This window comes from Alcanivorax sp. HI0007, from assembly GCF_001635525.1.
In the GTDB taxonomy this organism is placed as follows: domain Bacteria; phylum Pseudomonadota; class Gammaproteobacteria; order Pseudomonadales; family Alcanivoracaceae; genus Alcanivorax.
Genome location: NZ_LWEJ01000035.1, coordinates 18496 through 42353, shown reverse-complemented (window position 1 = coordinate 42353; position 23858 = coordinate 18496). Strand labels below are relative to the sequence as shown.

The window sequence follows — 23858 nt, the reverse complement described above, 5'->3', positions numbered from 1 at the left end:
GATCCGGTAGCAATCTATTCTGGAAAGATCTATCGATATCTGAAAGGCCTGATCGCCCTGCGGGCGGTTTCCTCGCAAGCGCGGTTCGCACCTCAAGAGGAGCTCCTACAGCGGGTTTGTAGAAATGTTAGTGCTGGGGGATGGTCAGGGTGGCGCGGACACCGTTGTCGGTGTTTGCCAGTGTCAGGCTGCCGCCGTGGAGGGTGGCGATTTCGTTGACCATCGCCAGGCCCAGGCCGGAGCTTTTGTCATGGCCCGGGGCCGGCAGGGAATAGAAGCGCTCGGTGACGCGCGCCAACGCATAGTCTGGTATCGCCGGGCCAATGTTTGTCACGCTCAGTGCGTTGCCTTCCACCTGTACCCCGAGTGTGGTTCTCGCACTGGCAAAACGCAGCGCATTATCGAGCAGGTTGAACAGGGCCAGTTTGAGGGTATCGGCTTCTGCCTGAAGGTCGCTGCCAGCGACACTCACATCCAGCTGTTTTTCTGCCAATAACGAATAGCGGCTGCGCTGCCATTCTTCCACCAACGGGGAAATTGAGACGCGACGCTTGCGGTCCGGCAGACTTTCCAGCTTTTCCAGTCTGGCCATGGCCAGCAGCCGGTCAAGAAGATCGCTGAGCCGCTGACTTTCATGAATCACGTTATCGGTAAAGCGGATCAGTGATGGATCCCGGATCTCATCCTGGAGAATTTCTCCGGCGCCACGGATCGCCGCCAGCGGACTTTTCATTTCATGGGTCAGGAGGCTGACGTTATCTTCCAGCCGCGCACGCTCTTCCAGTCGACGACGCATGGCCGTAACGGCATCGGCCAGAGCGCGGATCTCATCGTTGCCACGAAATGCCGGCGGCGCCGGGCGCTCATCATTGGCCACCGCCTCCGCATAGCCTCGCAGGCGATTGACCCGACGGCTGAGCCACCAGGCCAGCAGCCCCCCCAGCAGCAGACAGCCGAACAGGGCCGCACCGCCATACAGCAACAGATGCCGTTCCGCCCGTTGCACAAAAGGCTCGATGGCACGCCCCGGTTTGCCCAGGCTGATGACCCCGATCAGGCTGCCGCTGTGGCGGATCGGGGCGGCCACATACATGACCGAGGTAGACGGGTCCTCAGGGTCCGTGCGGGTAGTACGTGCCCCGTAGCGACCCTGCAGGGTCAGATGCACATCATTCCAGCGGGAGAAGTCCTCACCTTCATCCTTGCCCCGGGAATCGAACAACACGGTACCGGTGGGACCAGTGATATAGATGTGGGTATGGATACGGTCTTTTTTCAGGCCCCAGATATCCGCATCCGGTGTACGCCCGGCATAACGATTCAGGGCCTGGCGCAGTGACGGGGTAATCACGATTTCGCCGCTCTCCGCATCCTCGGCAACAATTTCCGCCAGCAGGTTGGCCGCATCTACCAGGGTTTCTTCGGCGGACTGGCGCACCAGTGGTTTGGCCTGACCGAACACCAGATCGAGCACAAACCAGCTCACCACCCCCAGAATCAGGAAATAGAACACCAGCAAGCGCTGCCCTAGCTTCATTGGCTATGGCTCTCGAGGTAGTAGCCGATGCCACGACGGGTGGCGATAAGCCTCTCGCCATCCAGCGGTCGCAACTTGGCACGCAGGGTCTTGATATGGGTATCCACACTGCGCTCGAAACTGTCTTCATCACTGTCGCAAATATCCAGCAATTGCGACCGGGTAAAAACCTGCCCGGGATGTTTAAGCAGTGCGGAAAGAATGCGGAATTCGGAGCGGGTCAACGTCAGCGCGGTGCCACGAAAAAAAATCTGCGCACCGGCTTCATCCAGCTTCCACAGGTCGGTGGCGCGAGCTTCCCCGTGGGGAGCAAGTCGTTTGAGAATGGCACGAATGCGCGCCACCACTTCCCGGGGGCTGAACGGTTTGGTCACATAATCGTCGCCACCCAGCTCCAGCCCGAGGATGCGATCCACTTCATCCTGACGGGCGGTGAGAAACAGCACCGGCACCTGGCTGGACTGGCGTAGTTGTTTGAGTACGTCGAAACCGTTCAGGTCCGGCAACCCCACGTCCAGCACCACCAGATCAAACACCCGGCTGGCGAGATGCTCCAGAGCCTGTTGGCCAAGCGGCACGTGGTCCACCGCGAAATGCTCGCGCTCCAGCGCAAACATCAGCGGCTCCGCGATGCGCGGCTCATCATCCACAATCAAGATTCGGCTCACAGCCATTCCCCTGCCAAGACACTGGCATCATAACCACAGAGTCCGAACGGCCCAAGGGAGGATGTCACTGTTCACCCAACCGGCATATGGCAAGTGGGTTTCGGTGACGGCCCGCTCTTCGTTTACACTGTAAGCCCAACCCCCTGGCAGCGGAGCATCCCCCTTGGCGAAGAAGCCCAAAACCGACGAAGAAATTGCCGCTTTCCGCGACAGGGTCTGTGATGTGGCTACCCGGCTGTTCATTGAACGGGGGCCCCAGAATGTGACCATGCGCCAGATCGCCAGCACGCTTGGGGTCAGCCCGATGACGCCCTACCGTTATTTCCAGGACAAGGACGAAATCCTGGCTACCGTGCGCGCGGAAGCCTTCCACCGCTTTTCCGCCAGCCTGGAGCAGGCAGTGCAGCAGGCCCCGGATGCCCGTGCCAAGGCCAGGGCCGTGGGGGATGCCTACGTGGCCTTTGCCAAGACCTACCCGGCGGCCTACCAACTGATCTTTTCTTTCACGCAACCCGACGAAGAACGTTACCCGGAGTTGCGTCAAGCCAATCTCCGCGCCCAGGAGACCATGGTGGGCTATGTGCGTGAGATGATTGAGGCCGGCCTGCTGGAGGGGGACGCCCAGCTGATCGGCTACATGTTCTGGGCCACCCTGCACGGCATCGTGGTCCTGGAACTGGCCAGCGGCCTGCGCGGCATGGATGGCGACACCCTGCGCGAGAAGATCATGCGTACCCTGTATGCGGGTATGCGCGTTAACCCCCCCTCTCTGGAGCACTGACCGATTCGCTCAGCCCCATGGGCAGAGAGGACTTGATCTTTAACTTATACAATGTAAATTTTACAGAGTAAATCAATTAGCGGAGAACCCGTCATGTCCCTGCCCTCTTCCATCGCTGATCGCCTGCGCCTGCCCGTGATGGGCTCGCCCCTGTTCATCATTTCCAACCCGGATCTGGTGCTGGCTCAATGCAAAGCCGGCATCATCGGCTCTTTTCCTTCCCTCAATGCCCGCCCCCTGTCGCAACTGGACGAGTGGCTGCACCGCATTACCGAGGAATTGGCTGCCTGGGACCGGGATCATCCAGACCAACCCGCCGCGCCCTTTGCCGTCAACCAGATCGTGCACCGCTCCAACGACCGGCTGGAGAAGGATCTGGAACTGTGCGAGAAATACAAAGTGCCGATGGTGATTACCTCGCTGGGCGCCCGCGTGGAAGTGAACCAGGCAGTTCACGGCTGGGGCGGAATGGTAATGCACGATGTGATCAATGACCGGTTCGGTCGCAAGGCCATCGAAAAAGGCGCCGACGGCCTGATCGCCGTGGCCGCCGGTGCCGGAGGACACGCCGGCACCCTGTCTCCCTTTGCCCTGATTCAGGAACTGCGCACCTGGTTCAACGGCCCGCTGGCCCTGTCTGGCTCCATCGCCAATGGCCGCAGCGTGCTCGCCGCCCAGGCCATGGGCGCCGACCTGGCCTACATCGGTTCCATGTTCATCGCTACCGAAGAAGCCAACGCCGCCCAGGGCTACAAGCAGATGATTGTGGACAGCCGCGCGGAAGACATCGTCTACAGCAACCTGTTCACCGGTGTGCACGGCAATTACCTGGCGCCCTCCATCATCAACGCCGGCATGGACCCGAACAATCTTCCGGAAAGTGATCCCTCCGCCATGAACTTCGGCTCTGGTGGCAACACCGACAAGAAAGCCTGGAAGGATATCTGGGGTTGCGGTCAGGGGATTGGTGCCATTGACGCGGTGGAAAGGACTGGCGATATGGTGGCCCGTCTCGCCGAAGAATATGCCGCGGCGAAACAGGCGCTTTTCGCCGGGTAGACTCTTGCCCGGAAACAAAAAGACTCGCCCGGTTTCCAGGCGAGTCTTTTTCGTTAATCAACCAGCCTGAACGCCACGTGGCTGGCATTCATTCCTGACAGGCACTGCAGAAACCACCCGTTACAGACTGAAATTGATCCGGCAGAACCAGCTTTTCAGGTAGGAGGTTTCCACTATGGCCGGGTGCACCGGATGGTCCGGCCCCTGCCCCTGATAACCGATCACCTGCACACTGCGGTCAATGTGACGAGCACTGCTGTGGATCACTTCCAGCAAACGGTCCGCCGGCATGTGCATGGAGCAGGAAGCCGAGATCAGGTAGCCGCCCGGCTTGATCAAGCGCAGGGCCAGCTCGTTGATGGCGTGATAGCCGGCCAGGCCATTCTTGAAATCCTTTTTGCGTTTCACGAAGGCCGGCGGATCCAGCACCACAAGATCATACTTTTCGCCATCGGCGATCAGCTGCTTCATGGCGGCAAAGGCATCGCCCTGGATGCTGCCCACCTTGTCCGCCACCCCGTTCAGCTCGGCGTTGCGGTGCACATAATCGGTGGCAGTTTCCGAGGCATCCACACAGGTCACTGATTCGGCTCCTGCCAGTGCTGCCTGCACGCCCCAGCCGCCGCAGTAGGAAAACACGTCCAGCACCCGCGCTCCCCTGGCCAATGGCGCCATGGCCTGGCGGGCACTGCGGTGATCATAGAACCAGCCTGTTTTCTGTCCTTCCGCCAACGGTGCCACAAAGTGAGCGCCGTTTTCGATGAGCGACACTTCGTCAACCAGATCCCCTTTCAAAGCCTTGGTGTAACGCTCCATGCCCTCGATTTCCCGGGCCGCCGCTTCGTTTTTGGCAATGATATGCGTGGGGCTGAGTACCGCATCCAGGGCACTGACGATGGTATCCAGATGCGCTTCCATGGCACCGGAACCGGTCTGCACTACCAGTACATCACCGAAACGATCCACCACCAGACCGGGCAGGCCGTCGGCTTCACCAAAGATCAACCGGTAGCTGGGTTCCTCGAACAGCGTTTCGCGCAGGGCCAGAGCCTGTTCGATGCGCTTCTTGAAGAAGCTGCGCGACAGCTCCTGCTTCACATCCCGACTGTAAAGACGGGCAGCAATCAGTGAATGAGGACTGAGCAGGGCCCGGCCCAGCGGTTTGCCGCGGCTGTCTTCCACCACACAGGCAACGCCGGCGGGCAGATCCCGCAGCGGGGTATGGCGGGTGTCGATCTCGTTGGCATAGACCCACAGATGGCCGGCTTTGAGGCGGCGCTCTTCATTCTTGCGGAGGCGGATAACAGTGGTTTCGGTCATGGTGTCGGCAGGCAGCTGGCGGAAAAGGGGGCATCATAGCACAGGGGACAAACGCCTCTGATACGAGATACGAGTCTCGAGGAGCGAGGAGCGAGGAGCGAGGAGCGAAAACCTGGCTTTCGCGGACGCAGGGCTTTGCTTTCGTGACTCGCTCCTCGTACCTCGAACGCCTAATCCACCTTTCTCGCCCTGCAAAGGCTCCGCGACCCTTTTTTGAAAACAAAAAAAGGGCGCCCGAAGGCGCCCTGTCATTTCAAGGAAGTCGTTGTGAAGGATTAACCTTTCACGAATTCCGGGTAGGCTTCCATGCCGCAGTCGGCGATGTCCATGCCTTCGTACTCGTCTTCCTCGGAAACCCGGATGCCCATGACGGCTTTCAGGATGCCCCAGACGATCAGGCTGGCCACGAATACCCAGATGAAGATGGTAGCGGCACCGATGATCTGGCCGGAGAAGGACACATCAGCGTTGGTAACCGGTACCAGCAGCAGACCCAGCAGACCCACCACACCGTGGACGGAGATGGCACCCACCGGATCATCGATCTTCAGCTTGTCCAGAGTCAGGATGCTGAACACTACCAGCACACCACCAGCGGCACCGAACAGGGTAGCCAGCAGCGGAGTCGGGGTAGACGGCTCGGCAGTGATGGCAACCAGACCGGCAAGCGCACCGTTGAGCAGCATGGTCAGGTCAGCCTTGCCGAACAGGATGCGGCCAACGATCAGGGCAGCAACCGCACCACCAGCAGCAGCGGCATTGGTGTTCAGGAACACCATGGCAACAGAGTGTGCGTTAGCAGCATCACCCAGCTTCAGTACGGAACCGCCGTTGAAACCGAACCAGCCCATCCACAGGATGAAGGTACCCAGGGTCGCCAGCGGCAGGTTGGCACCGGGGATAGCGTGCACTTCACCGTTAGGACCGTACTTGCCTTTACGGGCACCCAGCAGCAGGACACCCGCCAGCGCAGCAGCGGCACCGGCCATGTGAACGATGCCGGAACCGGCGAAGTCAGAGAAGCCCAGGTCGCCCAGGTTGTACATGCCAAACACGTCGGCACCACCCCAGGTCCAGGAACCTTCCAGCGGGTAGATCACACCGGTCATGAATACTGCAAAGACCAGGAAAGCCCACAGCTTCATGCGCTCGGCAACCGCACCGGAGACAATGGACATGGCAGTCGCCACGAACACTACCTGGAAGAAGAAGTCAGAGGCACCGGAGTAGACAGAATCACCGTCGAAACCGTTCTCCGCAGAGGCACTCAGTACACCGGCCAGATCGAAGGCTTCGATACCGTCCAGGAAGATGCCGCCGCCGTACATGATGGCGTAACCGCACACCAGATACATGATGCAGCTAATGGCAAACAGCGCCACGTTTTTGGTGAGAATTTCGGTGGTGTTTTTCGCACGCACCAGACCGGCTTCCAGCATGGCAAAACCGGCAGCCATCCACATTACCAATGCGCCACACACCAGAAAATAAAAGGTGTCCATGGCGTACTGAAGTTCAAAAATTTGATTTTCCACAATGCAACCCTCCGAAAATGGAAGCGTGTTCTCTAAACCCTGGCATGGGTCGATTTACAACACGGTAAAACTTTAAATCGCGTCCTCACCGGTCTCACCGGTACGGATACGAATGGCTTGCTCCAGGGTGGTAACGAAGATCTTGCCGTCACCAATCTTGCCGGTATTGGCAGCTTTCGCGATGGCTTCAATCACCTGATCCAGAGAGGATTCGGCGATGGCCACCTCGATTTTTACCTTGGGCAGAAAATCCACCACATACTCGGCACCCCGGTACAGCTCGGTGTGACCTTTCTGGCGTCCAAAGCCTTTCACCTCGGTAACGGTGATGCCCTGTACGCCGATCTCGGAGAGTGCTTCACGCACGTCATCCAATTTGAACGGCTTAATTACGGCAGTAACCAGTTTCATTTCATTCTCCTCAGCTTTCACCGCGTCCGGTGTCGTCCGTTTCACTTCGAGCCCCGTTATGGTTCCCGATCCACAGTTTGCTCGAACGCTCTGACCCTACAAGTGCACGACCCATGCCAGATTTAGAAAGTCATACATTTTCAGGGAGTTACACACCGATTCCGATTCAAGGAATCGGTTCGGCGCGCCATTATAGCGCACCACCTTGGGGCGAGTTCCAACTTGGTGCATCGCCTCTGCCCTGCACCGCCGGTGCCGCGCCCCCGGACACCGTGCTACCATCCGCCCACCAATACAAGGACCATCGCCACAGACCGCATTGCCAGCGGCCCTGGCCAACCATGGGTCCTGCCCCCGATGGAGATTCGAGATGCGCGACCAACCCTTTATCGACCGCCTGATGGCCGACATCAGCGGGCGCCTGCCCACCGATCTGGGCGGCCTGCGCAGCGAAGTGGAGCGAAATGTGCGCAGCGTACTGGCAGAGGCCGTCAGCCGACTGGACCTGATCACCCGGGAAGAGTTCGATATTCAGCAGCAGGTATTGATGCGCACCCGGGAAAAGCTGGAAGCACTGGAGAAGCAGGTGGCGGAGTTGGAGAAACCGACGGACGCCTGACGCCACCGAAAGCGAGTGACGAGGTACGAGTTTCGAAGAGCCCGACCAGCCCAGCCTTTCGCAACTCGCTCCTCGTCACTCGTATCTCCGGGCAAGTGATTCGCTACGCTCCTACGAAAGTCTGATTTCCTACATCTGCCACCGACAACCTCGCACACGTAGCGCCACCTCCTCCCCGTACACTGCCTCGCAACCCCTGAATTCTGCGAGGAAACGTGACGCACGCATTGCTCTACAGCCGCGCCCCGCTCGGAATCCAGGCCCGGGAAGTGCGGGTGGAGACCCATCTGGCGCCGGGCCTGCCTGCCTTCACCATCGTTGGCATGGGCGACACCGCCGTGCGGGAAAGCCGGGACCGGGTACGCTCGGCGCTGGTCAATAGTGGTTTTGAGTTTCCCCAACGGCGCATTACCGTCAGTCTGGCCCCGGCGGATCTGCCCAAGGACGGTGGCCGTTTTGATCTGCCCATTGCCCTGGGCATCCTGCTCGCCAGCGGTCAGCTCGGAAAGCTGGACGGTAACCAGTACGAATTCATCGGGGAACTGGCGCTGAATGGCGCCCTGAGCCAGGTCCCCGGCATGCTGCCCTGTGCCCTGGCCTGCCAACATACCGGCCGCACCCTGATTGTTCCCCGCGACAATGCCGACGAGGCGGCACTGGCCGGCGCCGTTACCGTCGCCGGTGACCGGTTGGCCCAGGTGGCCGCCCACCTGACCGGCCAGAGCCTGCTGTCACAGCACGCGCATCCCGCACCGCAAGCCAACACGTTCCAGGGCGCCTGCCTGTCGGAAATCCGCGGCCAGGCCGCCGCCAAACGGATACTGGAAATTGCCGCCGCTGGCGGCCATTCCCTTCTGCTCAGCGGGCCTCCGGGGGCCGGCAAGAGCATGCTGGCCTCCCGCCTGCCTGGCCTGGTGCCTCCCTTGCACCCGAAGCAGGCCCTGGAAGTGGCGGCCATCCATTCGCTGAAACAGCCGCGTCCGGCCGACCAGTTTCATCAACGCCCCTACCGGGCCCCTCACCACACCGCATCCGCCACGGCCCTGGTGGGCGGGGGCAGTCATCCGCGGCCCGGGGAGATTTCCCTGGCACACCACGGCATCCTGTTTCTTGATGAATTGCCGGAATTTGATCGGCGGGTGCTGGAGGTATTACGGGAACCGCTGGAAACCGGCGAGGTGAGTATCGCCCGTGCCGCCCAACAACTGACTTTCCCCGCCCGCTTTCAATTGATCGCCGCCATGAACCCCTGCCCCTGCGGGTATCTGGGTGACCCGGAAAAGGGCTGTGGCTATCGGTGCGACAAGGCAAAGCGTTACCAGAACAAACTGTCCGGCCCGTTACTGGACCGCATTGACCTGCATCTGGACGTGCCCGCCGTGGAAGCAAAGGAACTGCTGGGTGACCGGCAGGGAGAAACCAGCGACATGGTTCGCGCCCGGGTCCGCGACGCCTGGCAACGGCAATGGCGACGTCAGCAACGCCTGAACCGGGAACTGGGCAGCGATGACCTGGACCCGCTGCTGCGCCCCCACCGGGACTGGCTGGCCAATGTCATGACCCGGATGGGCTTGTCTGCCCGGGCCCTGCATCGCAGTGCCCGGGTGGCGCGCACCATCGCCGATCTGGCCGGCACCGACGCCGTCGACCGGGATCACCTGCGCGAAGCCCTCAGCTACCGGCAATCCGTCGCAGACACCCAATGAGCCGACCCCGGCTCCTGACGCCGGATCAGCCGGCGATCAGGATCGCCACCAGCACGGCCAGCAATGACAGGGGCACAATGATAAGCACCCCCCTAAAAAGCCTCTCCAGATAAAGCTGTCTGGTGTATTGATCCAGCATGATGCATTTCCCCACAACCCGTTAAATGGCAACCACGCAACTTCCCCCACAGAAGTGCGTCTTTTTTATTGTTAATGACGGCCGCCCCGTCCATGGGACCGGTTACGGCTTTGCCCGTTTCTGGCCGTCGAGACTGACCAAAATCCGTGACACGCATCACGTCATTTTTTTGCAGGCTATCACAACTATGAAAAAACAAGCACCTCAAAATTGACATTAGTGATCGGCCCGGCGGGCAAGCACAGGGGTAAAGTCCGGACAGGGCGAGCGCCGCCAGACACAACAAACCACAGGGAGAGATTGGCGATAACGGGTTACCGCCGCCGGGGTGCCTGGATGATATACCCGGGCAAGGAAAACCAGCGCTGCCGCCTTGCACGCCAGGGGAGGGGCGTGCAGCGGCAGAAAGGAAAAGAACGGGGATTTAGCGACAGAGAGGCATTAGCCCCATTTGAAGAACTCCCGCTTCTCTTTCAGGTAGAAACGGGACAGCACCATTTTGTGCACTTCGCTCGCGCCATCGACAAGCCGGGCCTGACGGGCGTAGCGGTAGATCCACTCCAGTAACGTGTCTTTGGAATAGCCACGGGCACCACACAGCTGGATGGCGGTATCAGCGGCCTTGTGCAGGGTATCGGCCACATGGATCTTGGCCATGGAGATTTCCTTCTTGGCAAAATCGCCCTGGTCCAGCTTCCAGGCCGCCTGCATGGTGAGCAGGCGGCCCACTTCGATATCCTTGGCCACATCGCCCAGCATCCACTGCACACCCTCATGCTCGGCCAGGGTGGTCCCGAAACTCATGCGGTTTTCCACATAACCGGCAGCCTCTTCCATGCACCGCTTGGCCAGACCCAGCCAGCGCATACAGTGGGTCAAGCGGGCGGTGCCAAGACGGATCTGAGTGACTTTCAGACCATCGCCCACTTCCAGCAGACGATTCTCGTCGGGAATCACCAGGCCATCGAATTTCAGCTCACAGTGACCGCCATGCTCCTCCGGCCCCATAATGGGAATACGCCGCACCACTTCCCAGCCGGGCTGGTCCGCATCAAACAGAAAAGCGGTGAGGCCCTTGCGCGGGTCGTCGCTGGTCTTGGCAATCAGGATAAAGGTCTGGGCCCCTTCTGCGCCCGTGATAAACCACTTGCGGCCCTTGATGATCCAATTGTCCCCCTCCCGGGTGGCGGAGGTATAGGTCAGGGACGGGTCCGAGCCACAACCGCCATCGGGTTCGGTCATGGCAAAGGCGGAACGCACCTTGCCGTCGATCATCGGCTGCAACCAGCGTGCTTTCTGCTCGTCATCGAGAATCTTGTTAAGCAGGATCATGGTCCCGTCATCCGGCGGCGCACAGTTGAACACCACCGGACCGAACGGGCTGCGGGCGGCCTCTTCGTAGAGCACCGCCATACCCGCCACGCCCACATCCAGACCGCCTCTCTCTTTCGGCAACTGAAACCCCCACAGGCCGGCGGCTTTCGCCTTGTCACGCAGGGCATCGACCACGCTTTCCTTGAAGTTCTCATGGTCGTCGTAATTGGCCTTGTCGTTTTCCAGCGGCATGATTTCCGCTTCCACAAAGGCGGCCACTTGCTGGCGCAAGCTTTCCAGCTCCGGGCTCAGGGAGAAATCCATGATCTGTCCTCGGTCAGGTTAAAGGGTATTACAGAGATGGCCGCCGTCCACGGCGATCACCGCACCGGTCATGTAGGACGACGCATCCGACGCCAGCAACAACAGGGGACCGACCAGCTCGTCGATCTGCCCCAGGCGGCGATAGGGAATCCGCTTGAGCATTTTTTCCGCCAGCGGACTATTGAAGAAATCCCGGTTGATATCGGTTTCCACATAGCCGGGGCAGATGGCATTGCAACGGATGTTGTAACGCGCAAAGTCCAGGGCCAGGGATTTGGTGAGCTGCACCACCGCCGCCTTGGAGGCGGTATAGGGGGCCACCCGGCCACCCACACGCAGACCGAGGATGGAGGCGATATTGATCAGGCTGCCCGGACGGCCATCGCGCCGCCACTGTTGAATGGCGAACTTGGATACGGCCCAGACGCCCTTCAGGTTGGTATCCACCACCCTGTCCCAGTCTTCCTCGCTGAGCTCGTCGGTGGGCCCCTCATGGGACACGCCGGCGTTGTTGACCACCACATCCACCGCCGGCATTTGGGCAAAAGCGGCTTCCACACTGGCGTGATCGCTCACATCCATGGGTACCACGGTGGCCTCACGGCCCAGAGCCCGTACCGCTTCGGCGGTGGCTTCCAGTTTTTCCACCCGCCGCGCCGCCAGCACCACGTCGGCGCCCTCTTCGGCCAGAGCAACGGCAAAGTGGGCACCGAAGCCACTGGAGGCACCGGTAATCAATACTCGCTTGCCGGCCACACTGAATCGCTGGGACATACCTTTCTCACCCTCTTCTGCATCAGAAAGAGACGCTACCCAGCCAGCCCGTCGGCCACAAGGACGAAAACGCTCAGCAGGACGATGACAACAGTAAGGAAAGCGCGTGGCGGGTGTCGGGGGTGGCGTCGGTCAAGGCTAAGGCGGTGCGGGCTGGCAGCCAGTCGATGGCCACCACTTCCTCACTCAGGGACACCGCATCCGGGCACACCACCACGGACGCCAGGGCACCCCAGACCTGGTGCTGCGGGTTGGCAAAGAAAAACCACTGCCAACGGGAAAAGTGCCGCTGTACCCCCACTTCCTCGAACAACTCCCGGGACAAATTCTGGGGCACGGTTTCATTGGGCCGCATCACCCCGCCGGCAGCCAAGTCCCAGCGGCCGGGGTAGAAATGCTTGTCCCCGGCACGCTGCTGCACACATACACGCCCGGCCAGATCACGCACCACCACGTAGGACGCACGATGAATCAGCCGTTGGCGCTGCATGCGGCCACGCTGGCAGCTGCCACGGGGTTGGTTGTGCCGGCTGACCAGAAGGACCGGTTCGCTGTTGCTCATGGGATGCTGTTTTCGGCTGACGCGGACAGGAACACTATCGTCATGAGAAAGGGATTGCTACAGGGAAAAGGCCAGGGAATACCGTTATGCAGGCGTTCCCTTCCAGGGGAAGAACCGCGCGCGTCAGCGCGAAAGAAATTGGGGAAACCCAATCCGGTTGCGCCGGGTTTGTTGAAGAAGAGAAGACAGGTTGCCGCCCCGCGTCACGCGATTCGTCCCCTGGAAGGGAACTCCTACAGGAACCCATTCCCCTCCACAGCTGGCCGCCCTGAGGTTTTACCTCAGTGGTCTCAGTGGCCTCTGTGGTAAAAAAATTTACGGCTGGAAGTGGCTGGGCGGGTGGCCGGTCCATTTGCGAAAGGCGCGGGCAAAATTGCTGGGGTCCGCGTAGCCCAGTTTCGAGGCCACCTGCTGCACGGTGATATTGGCCTGCAGATAGCCCATGGCCTTGGTCATACGCACTTCTTCCAGCAGGGACCGATAGCTGACTCCCAGGGCATTGAGATAACGGCGCAGGGTGCGGGAGGTAACGTGAAAATTGCTGGCCAGCTGTTCCAGACTGGGCAGCATGCCTTCCGCCTGCATCAGCCGGGCACGGACACGGCTGGCCCAGTCCTGGTCCGCTTCCAGGCGTTGCAGCTCTTCCTCGCATTTCTGCGCGGCCATCTGCCGGGACGCCGGATCGGACAGGGTAAAACGCTCGCTGAGCAGCGCCTTGGGCAACCGCAACGCCGCCACGTCGGCACCGAACTCCACCGGCATGGCCAGCAATTCCCGATAGCGCTGCGCGTGGGCCGGCGCCGCATAGGGTAATTCCAGGACAGCCCCCTGGAAGCGCTCCCCGAGCAGATAACGGATACCGCCAACCACCGCAGCCACCACCACTTCCAGGTAGGTTTCACGGATATCCCCCAGCGGCACGCTCTCCACCAGGCAGAAGCGCACGCCTTCCTGGGACGGTTCGATGCGGGGAACACAAAGGCGGGTACGGGTACGGAAATAACGCTCCAGCAACCGCAGGGCATCACCCAGGTCGGCACTGCTGATGGCGGCATAGCCGAGCAGGCCATGGGCGGTGAGGGTCAATTGCTGCCCCAGAGCCAGGCCGAGAGCCGGATCACCGGTCATTTCACGGGCGCCCACCATGACCCTCCGGAATTGCTCGAAACGCAGGGCCGGTTCCGGGTTATAGACCTCATCCTCGCTCAGGCCCACCTGAGAGAGTAACCGCCGGGTATCCACGCCCACCTCGGCGATCAGTTCCACCAGGTTACGCACATAGTTGACGGGGACCGGAGAACGGCCGGTACCAGGGTCCAGTTGTATAAAGCGCTCGTGATTCATGCGCTTACTATACGCTACTTTTGCCCCTGTCCGAAAATGACTGATTTCTGTCCAGCCCTGCACTTCGTTCCGGCACCACGGTTCACCAGAATGCCTGCATCCGAATTTCCCGGCCTGAACCGCCAAGGACATGACCCATGCAAGAACCTGCCTACAGCCGTCATTTCGGCGCCGATGACGCCCGCGCCATCCGCGACGCAGTGAAAAAGGATCTGGGCCCTTCCACCTTCAAGGCCCGTCCGCTGCGCGCCCTGTGGTTTATTCCCATGAGCGCCATCATCATCGGCAGCATCGCCGCCATCCTGATGCTGAGCCTGCCCTGGTGGGGCAACCTGCTGCTGGCCATCCTGGCCGGCCATACCCTGGCCTGCCAGGCCCTGCTGGCCCACGAAGTGCTGCATGGTGCGCTGGGCATGAGCAAGCGCATGCAGAACTTCCTCGGCTGGATCGGCTTTGGCCCGGCGCTGGTCCCCCCGGAATTCTGGCGCCGCTGGCATAACGTGGCCCACCACGCCCATACCAACCTGGGCGACAAGGATCCGGATTCCTTCGGCACCCTGTACCGTTACGAAAAACACCCGGCGACCGCCAACTTCACCAAACTGGCCCCGGGTGGCCGTACCTGGTACAGCTTCCTGTTCCTGTTCTATTCCTTCATGTTCCACGGCCAGCTGGTGCTGCGCATGCAGACCCGCAAGCGCGAGGAATTCAAAGGCTTCAATCGTGGCAAGGCGATCTTCCAGTCCTACCTGTGCATGGCGGCGTGGATTGCCCTGGCGATCGTGTCCGGCCCTCTGGCGATCTTCACCGTGTTGATCCCGATGATGATCATCAACTTCATTGGTCAGAGCTACATTCTCACCAACCACATGCTGCGCCCGCAGATGGACAACAACCACCCGGTGGACAATTCCATGAGCGTGCGCGCCTGGCGCTGGATCGATCCCCTGCATTTCCACTTCAGCCATCATGTGGAGCACCACCTGTTTCCCAAGATGGGCTCCGATCAGGCCCCGAAAGTGCGCGCCTGGCTGCAGCGGGAAATGCCGGAACGTTATGTCTGCCCCAGCCATGTCAAAGCGGTGGCCATGCTCTACAAGACCCCGCGCGTCTATCAGGATGCCAGCACCCTGGTCGATCCCCTTAACCGGGAGCGGACTGTGGATGTGATGGAATTGCAGGGGCAGTTGAACTAAGCAAGCTCCCGCAGCATCCATTATAAGCCGCTGTAGGAACGTAGCGGAGCGGAGTAACGCACGTAGTTCCGTGCGGCCCGAAGGGTGAGCGAAGCGAATAACACCTCTTGAGGGACGATACACGCGTCAGCGTGGAAATCGCCCGCAGGGCGACCAGGAGTGCCGGGCGTCGCCAGAGTGATCTGGTGGCACCCGCAAGCCCACTCCCTCGCTCAGGCTCGAGTTCGTCCCTCAAGAGGAACTCCTACAGCGGCTTCGCTTTAAACGTCTGAGTCGAGTCTTTTACGCTGGTGATCGCGCCGCCAGCGACGCTCCTACGGAATTTATGTAGGAGCTATGCTCGCATGGTTAACACCTCCCTCTTTCGCTATGCCAGCACGGTATTTCCTTCGGGCCGCGCGGAATGCGATACGTGACTGCGCTACGCTCCTACAGCTCCTTTAATGCCCTGTCGAAAACGGCAAGGTCGGCATCGCTGAACAGCACGAAGCGCACCCGCTGCACCGCTTCCAGGGTTGGTGCAGTATCACGGACCGTCTGCAACGCCACCTGCGCTGCCTCCGCCAACGGATAACCGAATATCCCGGTAGAAATCGCCGGAAAACCGAGCCCGGCGATACCGTTCCGGTCCGCAAGCATCAGCGCTTGTCGATAGCAGGACGCCAATAACTGGTCCGACGGTTCATCCCGTCCGTAAACCGGACCGAGACAATGAATCACATGGGCGTTGGGCAGGTTGTGGCCAGCGGAGATCACCGCGTCGCCCGGGCGAATGGGGCCCAGCGGGATGCACTCCTGCTCAAGACCCGGGCCGGCAGCCCGGTGAATGGCACCGGCCACCCCACCGCCGATGCGTAACTCGGCGTTGGCAGCGTTAACGATGGCATCCAGGTCCGACTGGTTGGCGATATCGCCCTGCACGGTTTCCACGGTGACCGCATCAAATTGGCGCTGTGACATGGCAACCTCCTTTGCGTTTTTTCCGTAGGAGCGTAGCGCGCGGTCCAATCGGCTTCGCGTTGCGGGAAGCGCGTTTCGAAAGGCCAAACCGGATGCCAGGCAGGACAGGTTTGCGCTTCTCGAAACTCGTTACTCGCTACCGGGTTTATCGCGACGCCAGCGACGCTCCTGCGGAAAACCTTACAGACTGTGAATCTCTTCCTCGCTCAGGGCCCGGAACTCCCCCGGCGCCAGCGCCACATCCAGCGCGATCTCGCCGATCTGCTCACGATGCAGGGCCACCACCTTGTTGCCCCTCGCCGCCAGCATCCGTTTGACCTGATGGTAACGCCCTTCGTGGATGGTCAGCAGCAACTGGTGCGCATCCACACGGTCCGCTCCGGCGGGCAACGTGGGGCGGTCTTCACCGCGCAGCTGGATGCCGTCGCGCAGGGCCTGCAGGTCTTCGTCGCTGACCGGATCCGCGCAGGTTACCCGGTAGCGTTTGTCGCACTGGTGATTTGGCGAGGTGAGCCGGTGGGACCACTGGCCATCCGTGGTCAACAGCACCAGGCCGGTAGTATCCCGATCCAGGCGGCCCGCTGGATGCAGATCCTGGCGCAGTTCCGCAGGCAGCAGGTCAAGTACGGTGCGATGCTCCGGGTCATCCGTGGAGCACACCACCCCCGCCGGCTTGTGCAGCATCAGATAACGGTGGCCCGGCAATTGCACCGGTTCACCATGCAGCCAGACACCCTGCCCGTCCCGCAGTTGCAGGTTGGCTTTCGGGCGCGCCTCACCTTCCACGGTGACCGCACCGCGACTGATCAGCTGTTTGGCCTCCTTGCGGGTGAGGCCGGCACTGTGGGCGAGAAAATAGTCCAGACGCATGGGCAAAACCGTTACCGGGGAAACCGTCATGATAACCGACATAAGGTGTCTGGAGTGCAGGGCCATCGCTGGTATCATAGCGGCCCGATGTCATCCCCCAGCTTTTCCGGAGCCCTATGAGTAAGCTCAACCCTCGCCAGCAGGAAGCCGTGCATTACGCCGATGGCCCTCTGCTGGTACTGGCCGGGGCGGGTTCCGGGAAGACCAGCGTGATCACCCGCAAGATCGCCTGGCTGATCCAGGAGCGGGGCATGTCGGCCCGGCATATTGCCGCGGTGACCTTCACCAACAAGGCCGCCCGGGAAATGAAGGAGCGGGTGCAGTCGCTGGTGAGCCGGGACCTGACCCGCGGGCTGATTGTCTCCACCTTCCACAACCTGGGTCTGCGCATTCTCAAATCGGAGCTGAAAGCCTGTGGCCTGCGCAATGGCTTCTCCATTCTCGACGGCGCCGACAGCAAGGAGATTCTCAAGGAAATCCTGCGCCAGGGAGAATCGGAACGGGATCTGGATGCCGTGGATGTGATCCACAAGCGGATTTCCGACTGGAAGAACGCCCTGGTGCTGCCGGAAGAAGCGGTCAGTACCGCCGAGACCGATGAGGATCTGCGCGCTGCCATGGCCTACGGCGGTTACGACCGCATGCTGCGGGTTTGTAATGCCGTGGATTTCGACGATCTGATCCTGATGCCGGCGCGCATGTTCCGCGAACAACCGCGCATCCTGGAAAAGTGGCGCAACCGCATCCAGTACCTGCTGGTGGATGAATACCAGGACACCAACGGCGCCCAGTACGAAATGGTAAAGATGCTCACCCTGCCAGCGGGCAAGTTCACCGTGGTGGGCGATGACGACCAATCCATCTACGCCTGGCGCGGTGCCCGCCCGGAAAACCTGGCGCAATTGCAGCAGGACTGGCCGACCCTGAAAGTGGTCAAGCTGGAACAGAATTACCGCTCCACCGGTCGCATCCTGAAAGCCGCCAACACGGTCATCGCCAACAACCCCCACGAATTCGAAAAAAGCCTCTGGTCCGATTATGGCTACGGTGAGCCGATCCGCTTTTCCGCCCTGCGCGATGAAGAAGCGGAAACCGAATGGATTGCCAGCGACATCTTCCACCGCCGTCTTCAACAGGGTCTGAAGTGGAAGGACTTTGCCGTACTGTATCGCGGCAATTTCCAGTCACGGATTCTGGAAATGAAACTGCAGAGTCTGTCGATTCCCTACAAGGTATCCGGGGGAAAAAGTTTTTTCTCGCGCAGCGAGATCAAGGATTTGATGTGCTACTTGCGCCTGCTGGTTAATCCGGACGACGACAACGCCTTCCTGCGCATCATCAACACCCCGCGCCGGGAGATCGGCCCGGCCACCCTGGAAAAACTCGCTACGTGGGCACTGAAGCGAGGACAGGGGCTTTACCATGTCTGTGACGATATTGCCCTCAGTGACGTCATGAGCCCCAAGGCTGCCGAGAAGCTGCAGGCGTTCAAGGCCTGGCTGGATGCCAAACGGCAGTTCTGTTTCGGCCACAACAGCCTGCAGGCAGTGCAGGAACTGATCACCGACATGGACTATGAAGGCTGGCTGATGCAGAACGCCTCCAGTCCGCGCATCGGCGAAAAAAATATTGAAAATATCTGGCAACTGGTGCGCAGCATTGAGCGCATGCTGGAAAAGCAGGAAGACGAAGAAGACGGTGCCAGCGACCTGGAATCCGTCATCAAGAAACTGGTTCTGCTGGACATGCTTGAGCAGCAACAGGAAGAAGACGACTCCGACCGGGTCCAACTGATGACCCTGCACGCGTCCAAGGGGCTGGAATTTCCCCACGTCTACATGATGGGCGTGGAAGAGGAATTTCTCCCCCACCGCACCAGCATCGAAGAAGACAACATCGTCGAGGAACGCCGACTGATGTACGTGGGTATTACCCGCGCCCGGGAAACCCTGGCCATGACCCAGGCCCTGACACGCAAACAGTACGGCGAGAAAATCGACACCACCGCCAGCCGCTTCGTGGACGAAATGCCCCAAGAGGATATCGACTATCTGGGCATCGGCATTCAGAAGGATGAAGCCAAGGAAGATGCGGTGGCAGAAGCCAGCATCGCCAATCTTCGGGCGTTGCTGGATTAGCAGGCTGCAGAAAGGCTCTCAATACTCCGGGTTTTTCCGTGAAGAACAGAGCGTAATGGAGTAACGCCAGTAAGGTTAGACTACAGGCTTTACACAGCAAATAGCTGATGCTTTGTTGCATCGCTAAGGAGCTTATAAACCCGCAATTATTAACGATGCAACTATTACTTTCTACGATAAAAAGGATTTTCAGAGGCTCCCTCGCATTCAGAAATGTAAATCAAAGCGGCTCACGCCCCCGCGGGCCTTTTTCGCCCTAAAGCGAACGCCCCCTCCACTGAAGCAATGCGATCATCACAACTCCTCCTGCAACCACAATGGACCATGCCAGCTTCTTCCTCCTTCTTCGGTAATGATCCGGCATAGCAATTACCCAAACACCCAAAAAAGCTGCCAAACCAGCAAGATAGCAATAGCCTTTCAACAGCGCACCCGTTGCAACCAACCAAAAAAAACGATAAGCAGTATTCTGAAAGTCAGGCCCAATGATTTCATTTTTTACTCTTTACAGCTCCACTGTTCTATGAAAATGATGAAATGATCCCCGCAATGAAGAATGACGCCCAAATTGCCATCCTTGTCGACGCGCGTTCCCGCGAAGCGATCCACGTCTATAGTCAGGCCGGTGGCTTTGACGTTGCTGGGAATGCCGTAGAAGTAGACCGGAGACAGGCTGGTTTTGAACAGACCATAGCTGGGGGCACGGTAGCCCACACTGTGGGCCTGCTTTTCGCTAATCTTGTCCTGTATATCATTCAGAGCGAAATAGCTGAGTATGGTGCTGTAGAGCAGGTCACCGACTACCTGCCGCTTGGTCAGGCCTGCGAAGTCTTCCGCTTCCAGTTTCTGTCGGGTGCTTTCCGGATTGGTTTGCAGGGACTGGGCCTGACTTTGGCTAATCCCTTGCAGGTTAAGCGCCAGGACACGGCACTACCTCGAAAAAAACCACTACAAAATGACCGCCTTGCGTTATTCTGAATATCCGCCCCTCTTACCCCTTATAAAAAATCGTCGAACAGAGGGAAAAATTTCCTTATCATTTAACAGCGTACTTACCGTTCTTAGAGCAGCTATCCATTGAACCAAATAGCAGCTCAATTACCTATATCCAAGAATATAAAACATAGGAAAAAAATGCGCCAATCAACGCTATTAGCATATGAATGAGCGCCCCAGAAGCTGGCCCAAAAGCATAATTTTTAGTGACCATAGAGTAGATTATGGCGCCAATTATTATGGGCACACTAACAACATAGAGGTAATTACGGACACTCACCTCATATACAAAATACTCAATAAAAAAAGGCTGAAAAAGACACTCAGCAGTGAAAAAGACTCTATGAAATCACTAAAATTCCACTTAGAGTCTATTTTCTCCACCCCATAGAACCTTCTCAGTATTCTTGAAAAACCTGGCTTCTTCATCTACCTCCCCGCGCAGCAGCACAGCCTGTTGTTGCCATAGCAATCAGCATCTCATTTATCATACTCATGAAGACACTAAATATAACAATCAAAGCCACAACAACCAATGGACCAATAAATGAAAATGCAACAGCCAATAGGAACGTGCTCAGGAAGCCATTTAAGTACGCAATAAATCCAGATATTACGCCCGCAGCCACAGCCCCACAGGGGCCTTTCAGGTCGGAAAAAGCACTAACCGCTGTAGCTGAAAAACCAACAAAAGAAGCGATTCTGAGAAGTTTCTCACCAAATTTACTAAAGTCAAAGTAGGGCCTTTCAAACTCCCAGCTTATCCACACAAGAATATCTTTAATCGTTGAGAATATATTCCCCCCATTCTCACCACCCTCAATCAGATAAGCCCCAGCCCCACTATAGGGATCCAGCACAATATAGCCGGAGGACTGGCTCCCAAAGAAATTCACCGGCCTCTCATGGGCCGTCACTTCCTTGCCCGCATACACTGAGTTACGGATATCCGTTTCTACCTCATCGGACAATTCAATACTGGCCAGTGCCTGATCCAGGTTTCCCTGGGTAATCGTCCAGATCTTCTGCCCTTCGGCGGCGGCAAGCTGGATGGCTTTAACCGCGCTAATACCATGAGCGGGGGCATCATCCGTGCTGTACATCTGTTCCGGTACCAGGTGTTCCATAGCTGATAGCCGGGCACCACGGGCACGGTTGTACGCCAGCCGGCGTTCCACATTGCCATCCTTGTCGACGCGTGTTCCCGCGAAGCGATCCACGTCCATAGTCAGGCCGGTGGCTTTGACGTTGCGGGGAATGCCGTAGAAGTAGACCGGAGACAGGCTGGTTTTGAACAGACCGTAGCTGGGGGCACGGTAGCCCACACTGTGGGCCTGCTTTTCGCCAATCTTGTCCTGCATGTCATTCAGGGCGAAATAACTGAGGATCGTGCTATAGAGCAGATCACCGACTACCTGCTGCTTGGTCAGGCCTGCGAAGTCTTCCGCTTCCAGTTTCTGTCGGGTGCTTTCCAGATCGGTTTGCAGATCTTGGGCCTGACTCTGACTGATGCCTTGCAGGTTCAGCGCCAGAGCTCTGTATTCGCCAGCAACAGCTTCGTTCTGACTGGTGCGCCATCCCTGATTGGGCTGCCAATAGCCCATTTCGGATTGTAGCTCGGAGCCCATGGTGGTATTGGAGGTTGCTGTGGCCACTACCTCGTTGCCTATGGTGAATTCACCGGTCAGATCGATCAGGTAGCCCGGCAAAGTATCGGGAATATCGTTGGGGTCGACCTCGCCGTTTTCATCCGGCTCTGGCAAATAGCTGGCCAGGGTCTCCTCATCTTCCGGGGTGGCCGGTTTGAAGGACAGGGCGAGTTTGCGACCGGCCAGGGCTACGGTGGGCTGCTGGATACTGATTAATTCGCTGCCCTGCCGACCGAATTGGTTGGTATAAAGCTGGTAACGGAATTTCCAGCGCAGGCTATCCGATAACTCGGAGGCTACCAGCTTGCGTGTCAGCAATTGATAAGGAAGCCCGGCGGCCAGCTGCTGGTGGATCACTGTCTTGATGTTCTGGGTGCCCAGCACCTCCCCTACCGTCGCGTCAGGGGCCTGGTTTTCCAGAAAAGCCTCCAGTTGGGCGCGATAGTCGGCAAAGGCATCTTCCATAGCCTGCTGGGGCACACCCTGCACCCAGCCTTCCTCTTCGTTGATGGTGCTTTGCTGTTCGATGGTCTGAGCCAGCCCTTCGGCATCGAAGGGGACTTGCTCTTCCAGAGCCATGCCCTCCGTATACTCGTATTGCTTGAAGCTGGCATCCATGGGCACCCAGCTATCGCCCACGCTATGTTTGGCCCCACGGCTGGGGTGATAGTCGATCCAGGCCTCTACCCACACATGCTCCAGGTTGATATGGGTGATTTCCCCTCCGCTGACCATGCCAACATTGGGGATACCGCCCTGCCCCAGAAGATCGCTGGCGGCTTGCGGGGTGTTGACGTTGCCTACCCAGTTCATCACCTGATCGGCAGGCATTTGTACGGTACCGAACGTGTAGCGGGCAGGGATGTTGGCGGCACGAAGCAAGGCAACCAGCAAGCTGGCTGTGTCGTAGGCATTGCCCTTACCGTGTTGCAGGGTGTAATCCGCGCCCTGGATGGAACCATGGCTGGGAATAAACTCGATGTTATTGCGAACCCACTGGTAGATTGCCACTGGGTCGTGATCCAGCGCTTGCGCCTTTGCACGGATGGCATCGGTGAGCTGGGCGTCCAGCGTGGCGGCCAGGTCCTCTTCCGTGGGGCCTCCGGGTTGTCCGAGCATGTCGGGGGTAATGACGTGACTGGCCAGTTGCACGCCACGTTCGAATAGGGGGAGCGCATTCCTGGCGCTTAATTCTCTGGCCGTGGTCGCCGGCTCCGGGGTCAGGCTCGGGTCCGGGGTACCCCATGGCAGGTTGTTCGGGTCGAAAGGGTCACGGGGTTTTTCCAGGGTGAAGCTGTCCATCCACTCTTTCAGCGATGCCGCCGCGTCCTGCTGCTCCTGCAGACTCTCTGCTTCCAGCATGGCAGCCATCCGAACTTGCATGGTCTGGTAGCGTTCCCGGTATTGTTGACGAGCCTCGGCGTGCCGCTGCTGGATTTTTTCCGGTAGCTGCTTTTCGCGCAGCCGCTTGGCGGTGGTATCAAACTCTTTCAGCGCCTGCTGATGCAGATGCTCGGCCCTGCCAGATAGCCAACTGAGATCGTCCACGCCTTCCAGGGTCAGCTGGCTCAGCCCTATGGCTGAAAGCATGTTATCCAGCATGCCGCCTTCCTTGGCCAAACGCTGGTCAATCACCGCTTTGCGGTCACGGACCCTGTCACGAACATGCTTGAGCACCTGATCCAGATGCTGGTTCTTCGCTTCCCAGCGAGCCTGCTCGGCAATGTCCTTCTGGCGCTCTACCTCCAGTGCGACTGCCCAGGATGGCCAGATCACTCCGTTGAGAAGGAACAGTACTGCCGCCATCGCGATGGTGCGGGCAAATCGGCCGGACTCACGGATTTTCTCCATGGCTGGCGCGTCTACGTTATGCACCTTTTCCCCGTGCCCCATGAGTCCATTCCCCCGTAACATACGCTTTGCCTCGATTCTTGTTCCGTTCATAACACTCTCGCC

Annotated in this window: 19 protein-coding genes; 7 read left to right on the top strand and 12 right to left on the bottom strand. The window is 59.1% G+C overall.

What is annotated here, in order from left to right; genetic code table 11:
- Nucleotides 1-127: 127 nt before the first annotated feature.
- Together creC and creB are read right to left on the bottom strand one after the other, a co-directional pair.
- On the bottom strand, nt 128-1537 hold the full coding sequence (gene creC / locus A3714_RS02305) for a two-component system sensor histidine kinase CreC (protein ID WP_062814819.1): 1410 nt from the start codon (nt 1535-1537) through the stop codon (nt 128-130).
- Entirely contained in the window at nt 1534-2205 is a 672-nt protein-coding gene (gene creB, locus A3714_RS02300; RefSeq protein WP_156478202.1) for a two-component system response regulator CreB, read from the bottom strand. Before creB ends, creC begins: the two co-directional genes overlap by 4 nt.
- A 163-nt stretch (nt 2206-2368) precedes the next feature.
- On the opposite strand from creB, the gene A3714_RS02295 reads away from it, so the two are divergent.
- Nucleotides 2369-2986 (top strand): TetR/AcrR family transcriptional regulator, encoded by a 618-nt coding sequence (locus A3714_RS02295; RefSeq protein ID WP_062814821.1) that lies wholly within the window; start codon nt 2369-2371, stop codon nt 2984-2986.
- Between the two features lie 93 nt (nt 2987-3079).
- Complete coding sequence (locus A3714_RS02290) at nt 3080-4045, top strand: nitronate monooxygenase family protein (protein ID WP_063510157.1); 966 nt, start codon at nt 3080-3082, stop codon at nt 4043-4045.
- Between the two features lie 120 nt (nt 4046-4165).
- Here the strand turns inward: A3714_RS02290 and A3714_RS02285 are convergent, their stop codons facing one another.
- From A3714_RS02285 to glnK, 3 genes are all read right to left on the bottom strand, one after another.
- Nucleotides 4166-5365 (bottom strand): class I SAM-dependent rRNA methyltransferase, encoded by a 1200-nt coding sequence (locus A3714_RS02285; RefSeq protein ID WP_063510158.1) that lies wholly within the window; start codon nt 5363-5365, stop codon nt 4166-4168.
- Nucleotides 5366-5640: 275 nt separating this feature from the next.
- Nucleotides 5641-6900 carry an ammonium transporter gene (locus tag A3714_RS02280; protein ID WP_063510159.1) on the bottom strand — a complete coding sequence of 420 codons (1260 nt, stop codon included), beginning with the start codon at nt 6898-6900 and terminating at the stop codon, nt 5641-5643.
- 72 nt (nt 6901-6972) lie between these two features.
- A complete protein-coding gene (gene glnK / locus A3714_RS02275) occupies nt 6973-7311 on the bottom strand; it encodes a P-II family nitrogen regulator (protein WP_062814825.1) in 339 nt (112 codons plus the stop codon).
- A 370-nt stretch (nt 7312-7681) separates the two neighbouring features.
- Here glnK and A3714_RS02270 point away from each other — a divergent pair, with 370 nt between their 5' ends.
- Together A3714_RS02270 and A3714_RS02265 are read left to right on the top strand one after the other, a co-directional pair.
- Nucleotides 7682-7930: an accessory factor UbiK family protein gene (locus tag A3714_RS02270; RefSeq protein WP_063510160.1), complete on the top strand. Its 249-nt coding sequence runs from the start codon at nt 7682-7684 to the stop codon at nt 7928-7930.
- A 215-nt stretch (nt 7931-8145) separates the two neighbouring features.
- Nucleotides 8146-9636, top strand: a complete 1491-nt coding sequence (locus A3714_RS02265; protein ID WP_062814827.1) for a YifB family Mg chelatase-like AAA ATPase — start codon at nt 8146-8148, stop codon at nt 9634-9636.
- A 580-nt stretch (nt 9637-10216) separates the two neighbouring features.
- On the opposite strand, the gene A3714_RS02260 is transcribed toward A3714_RS02265, so the two are convergent.
- From A3714_RS02260 to A3714_RS02245, 4 genes are all read right to left on the bottom strand, one after another.
- Entirely contained in the window at nt 10217-11413 is a 1197-nt protein-coding gene (locus A3714_RS02260) for an acyl-CoA dehydrogenase family protein (RefSeq protein ID WP_063510161.1), read from the bottom strand.
- A gap of 18 nt (nt 11414-11431) precedes the next feature.
- Nucleotides 11432-12187, bottom strand: coding sequence for an SDR family NAD(P)-dependent oxidoreductase (locus tag A3714_RS02255; protein WP_063510162.1), 756 nt, complete (start codon nt 12185-12187; stop codon nt 11432-11434).
- Between the two features lie 73 nt (nt 12188-12260).
- Nucleotides 12261-12749 carry an NUDIX hydrolase gene (locus A3714_RS02250; RefSeq protein ID WP_062814830.1) on the bottom strand — a complete coding sequence of 163 codons (489 nt, stop codon included), beginning with the start codon at nt 12747-12749 and terminating at the stop codon, nt 12261-12263.
- 315 nt (nt 12750-13064) lie between these two features.
- Nucleotides 13065-14093, bottom strand: coding sequence for an AraC family transcriptional regulator (locus A3714_RS02245; RefSeq protein ID WP_062814831.1), 1029 nt, complete (start codon nt 14091-14093; stop codon nt 13065-13067).
- Between the two features lie 137 nt (nt 14094-14230).
- Between A3714_RS02245 and A3714_RS02240 the strand changes: the two genes are divergently transcribed.
- Nucleotides 14231-15289, top strand: a complete 1059-nt coding sequence (locus A3714_RS02240) for an acyl-CoA desaturase (protein WP_062814832.1) — start codon at nt 14231-14233, stop codon at nt 15287-15289.
- 429 nt (nt 15290-15718) lie between these two features.
- On the opposite strand, the gene A3714_RS02235 is transcribed toward A3714_RS02240, so the two are convergent.
- The gene (locus A3714_RS02235; RefSeq protein ID WP_063510163.1) at nt 15719-16249 is read right to left on the bottom strand and encodes a macro domain-containing protein; all 531 of its coding nucleotides are present in this window, start codon (nt 16247-16249) and stop codon (nt 15719-15721) included.
- 180 nt (nt 16250-16429) lie between these two features.
- Nucleotides 16430-17161, bottom strand: coding sequence for a pseudouridine synthase (locus A3714_RS02230; protein WP_231865991.1), 732 nt, complete (start codon nt 17159-17161; stop codon nt 16430-16432).
- 74 nt (nt 17162-17235) lie between these two features.
- On the opposite strand from A3714_RS02230, the gene rep reads away from it, so the two are divergent.
- Both rep and A3714_RS02220 read left to right on the top strand, forming a co-directional pair.
- Nucleotides 17236-19257 (top strand): DNA helicase Rep, encoded by a 2022-nt coding sequence (rep, locus tag A3714_RS02225; protein ID WP_063510164.1) that lies wholly within the window; start codon nt 17236-17238, stop codon nt 19255-19257.
- A 549-nt stretch (nt 19258-19806) separates the two neighbouring features.
- The gene (locus A3714_RS02220) at nt 19807-20235 is read left to right on the top strand and encodes a hypothetical protein (protein WP_063510165.1); all 429 of its coding nucleotides are present in this window, start codon (nt 19807-19809) and stop codon (nt 20233-20235) included.
- 443 nt (nt 20236-20678) lie between these two features.
- Here A3714_RS02220 and A3714_RS02215 read toward each other — a convergent pair whose 3' ends face one another.
- Entirely contained in the window at nt 20679-23795 is a 3117-nt protein-coding gene (locus A3714_RS02215) for a transglutaminase family protein (protein ID WP_231867814.1), read from the bottom strand.
- Nucleotides 23796-23858: the final 63 nt, after the last annotated feature.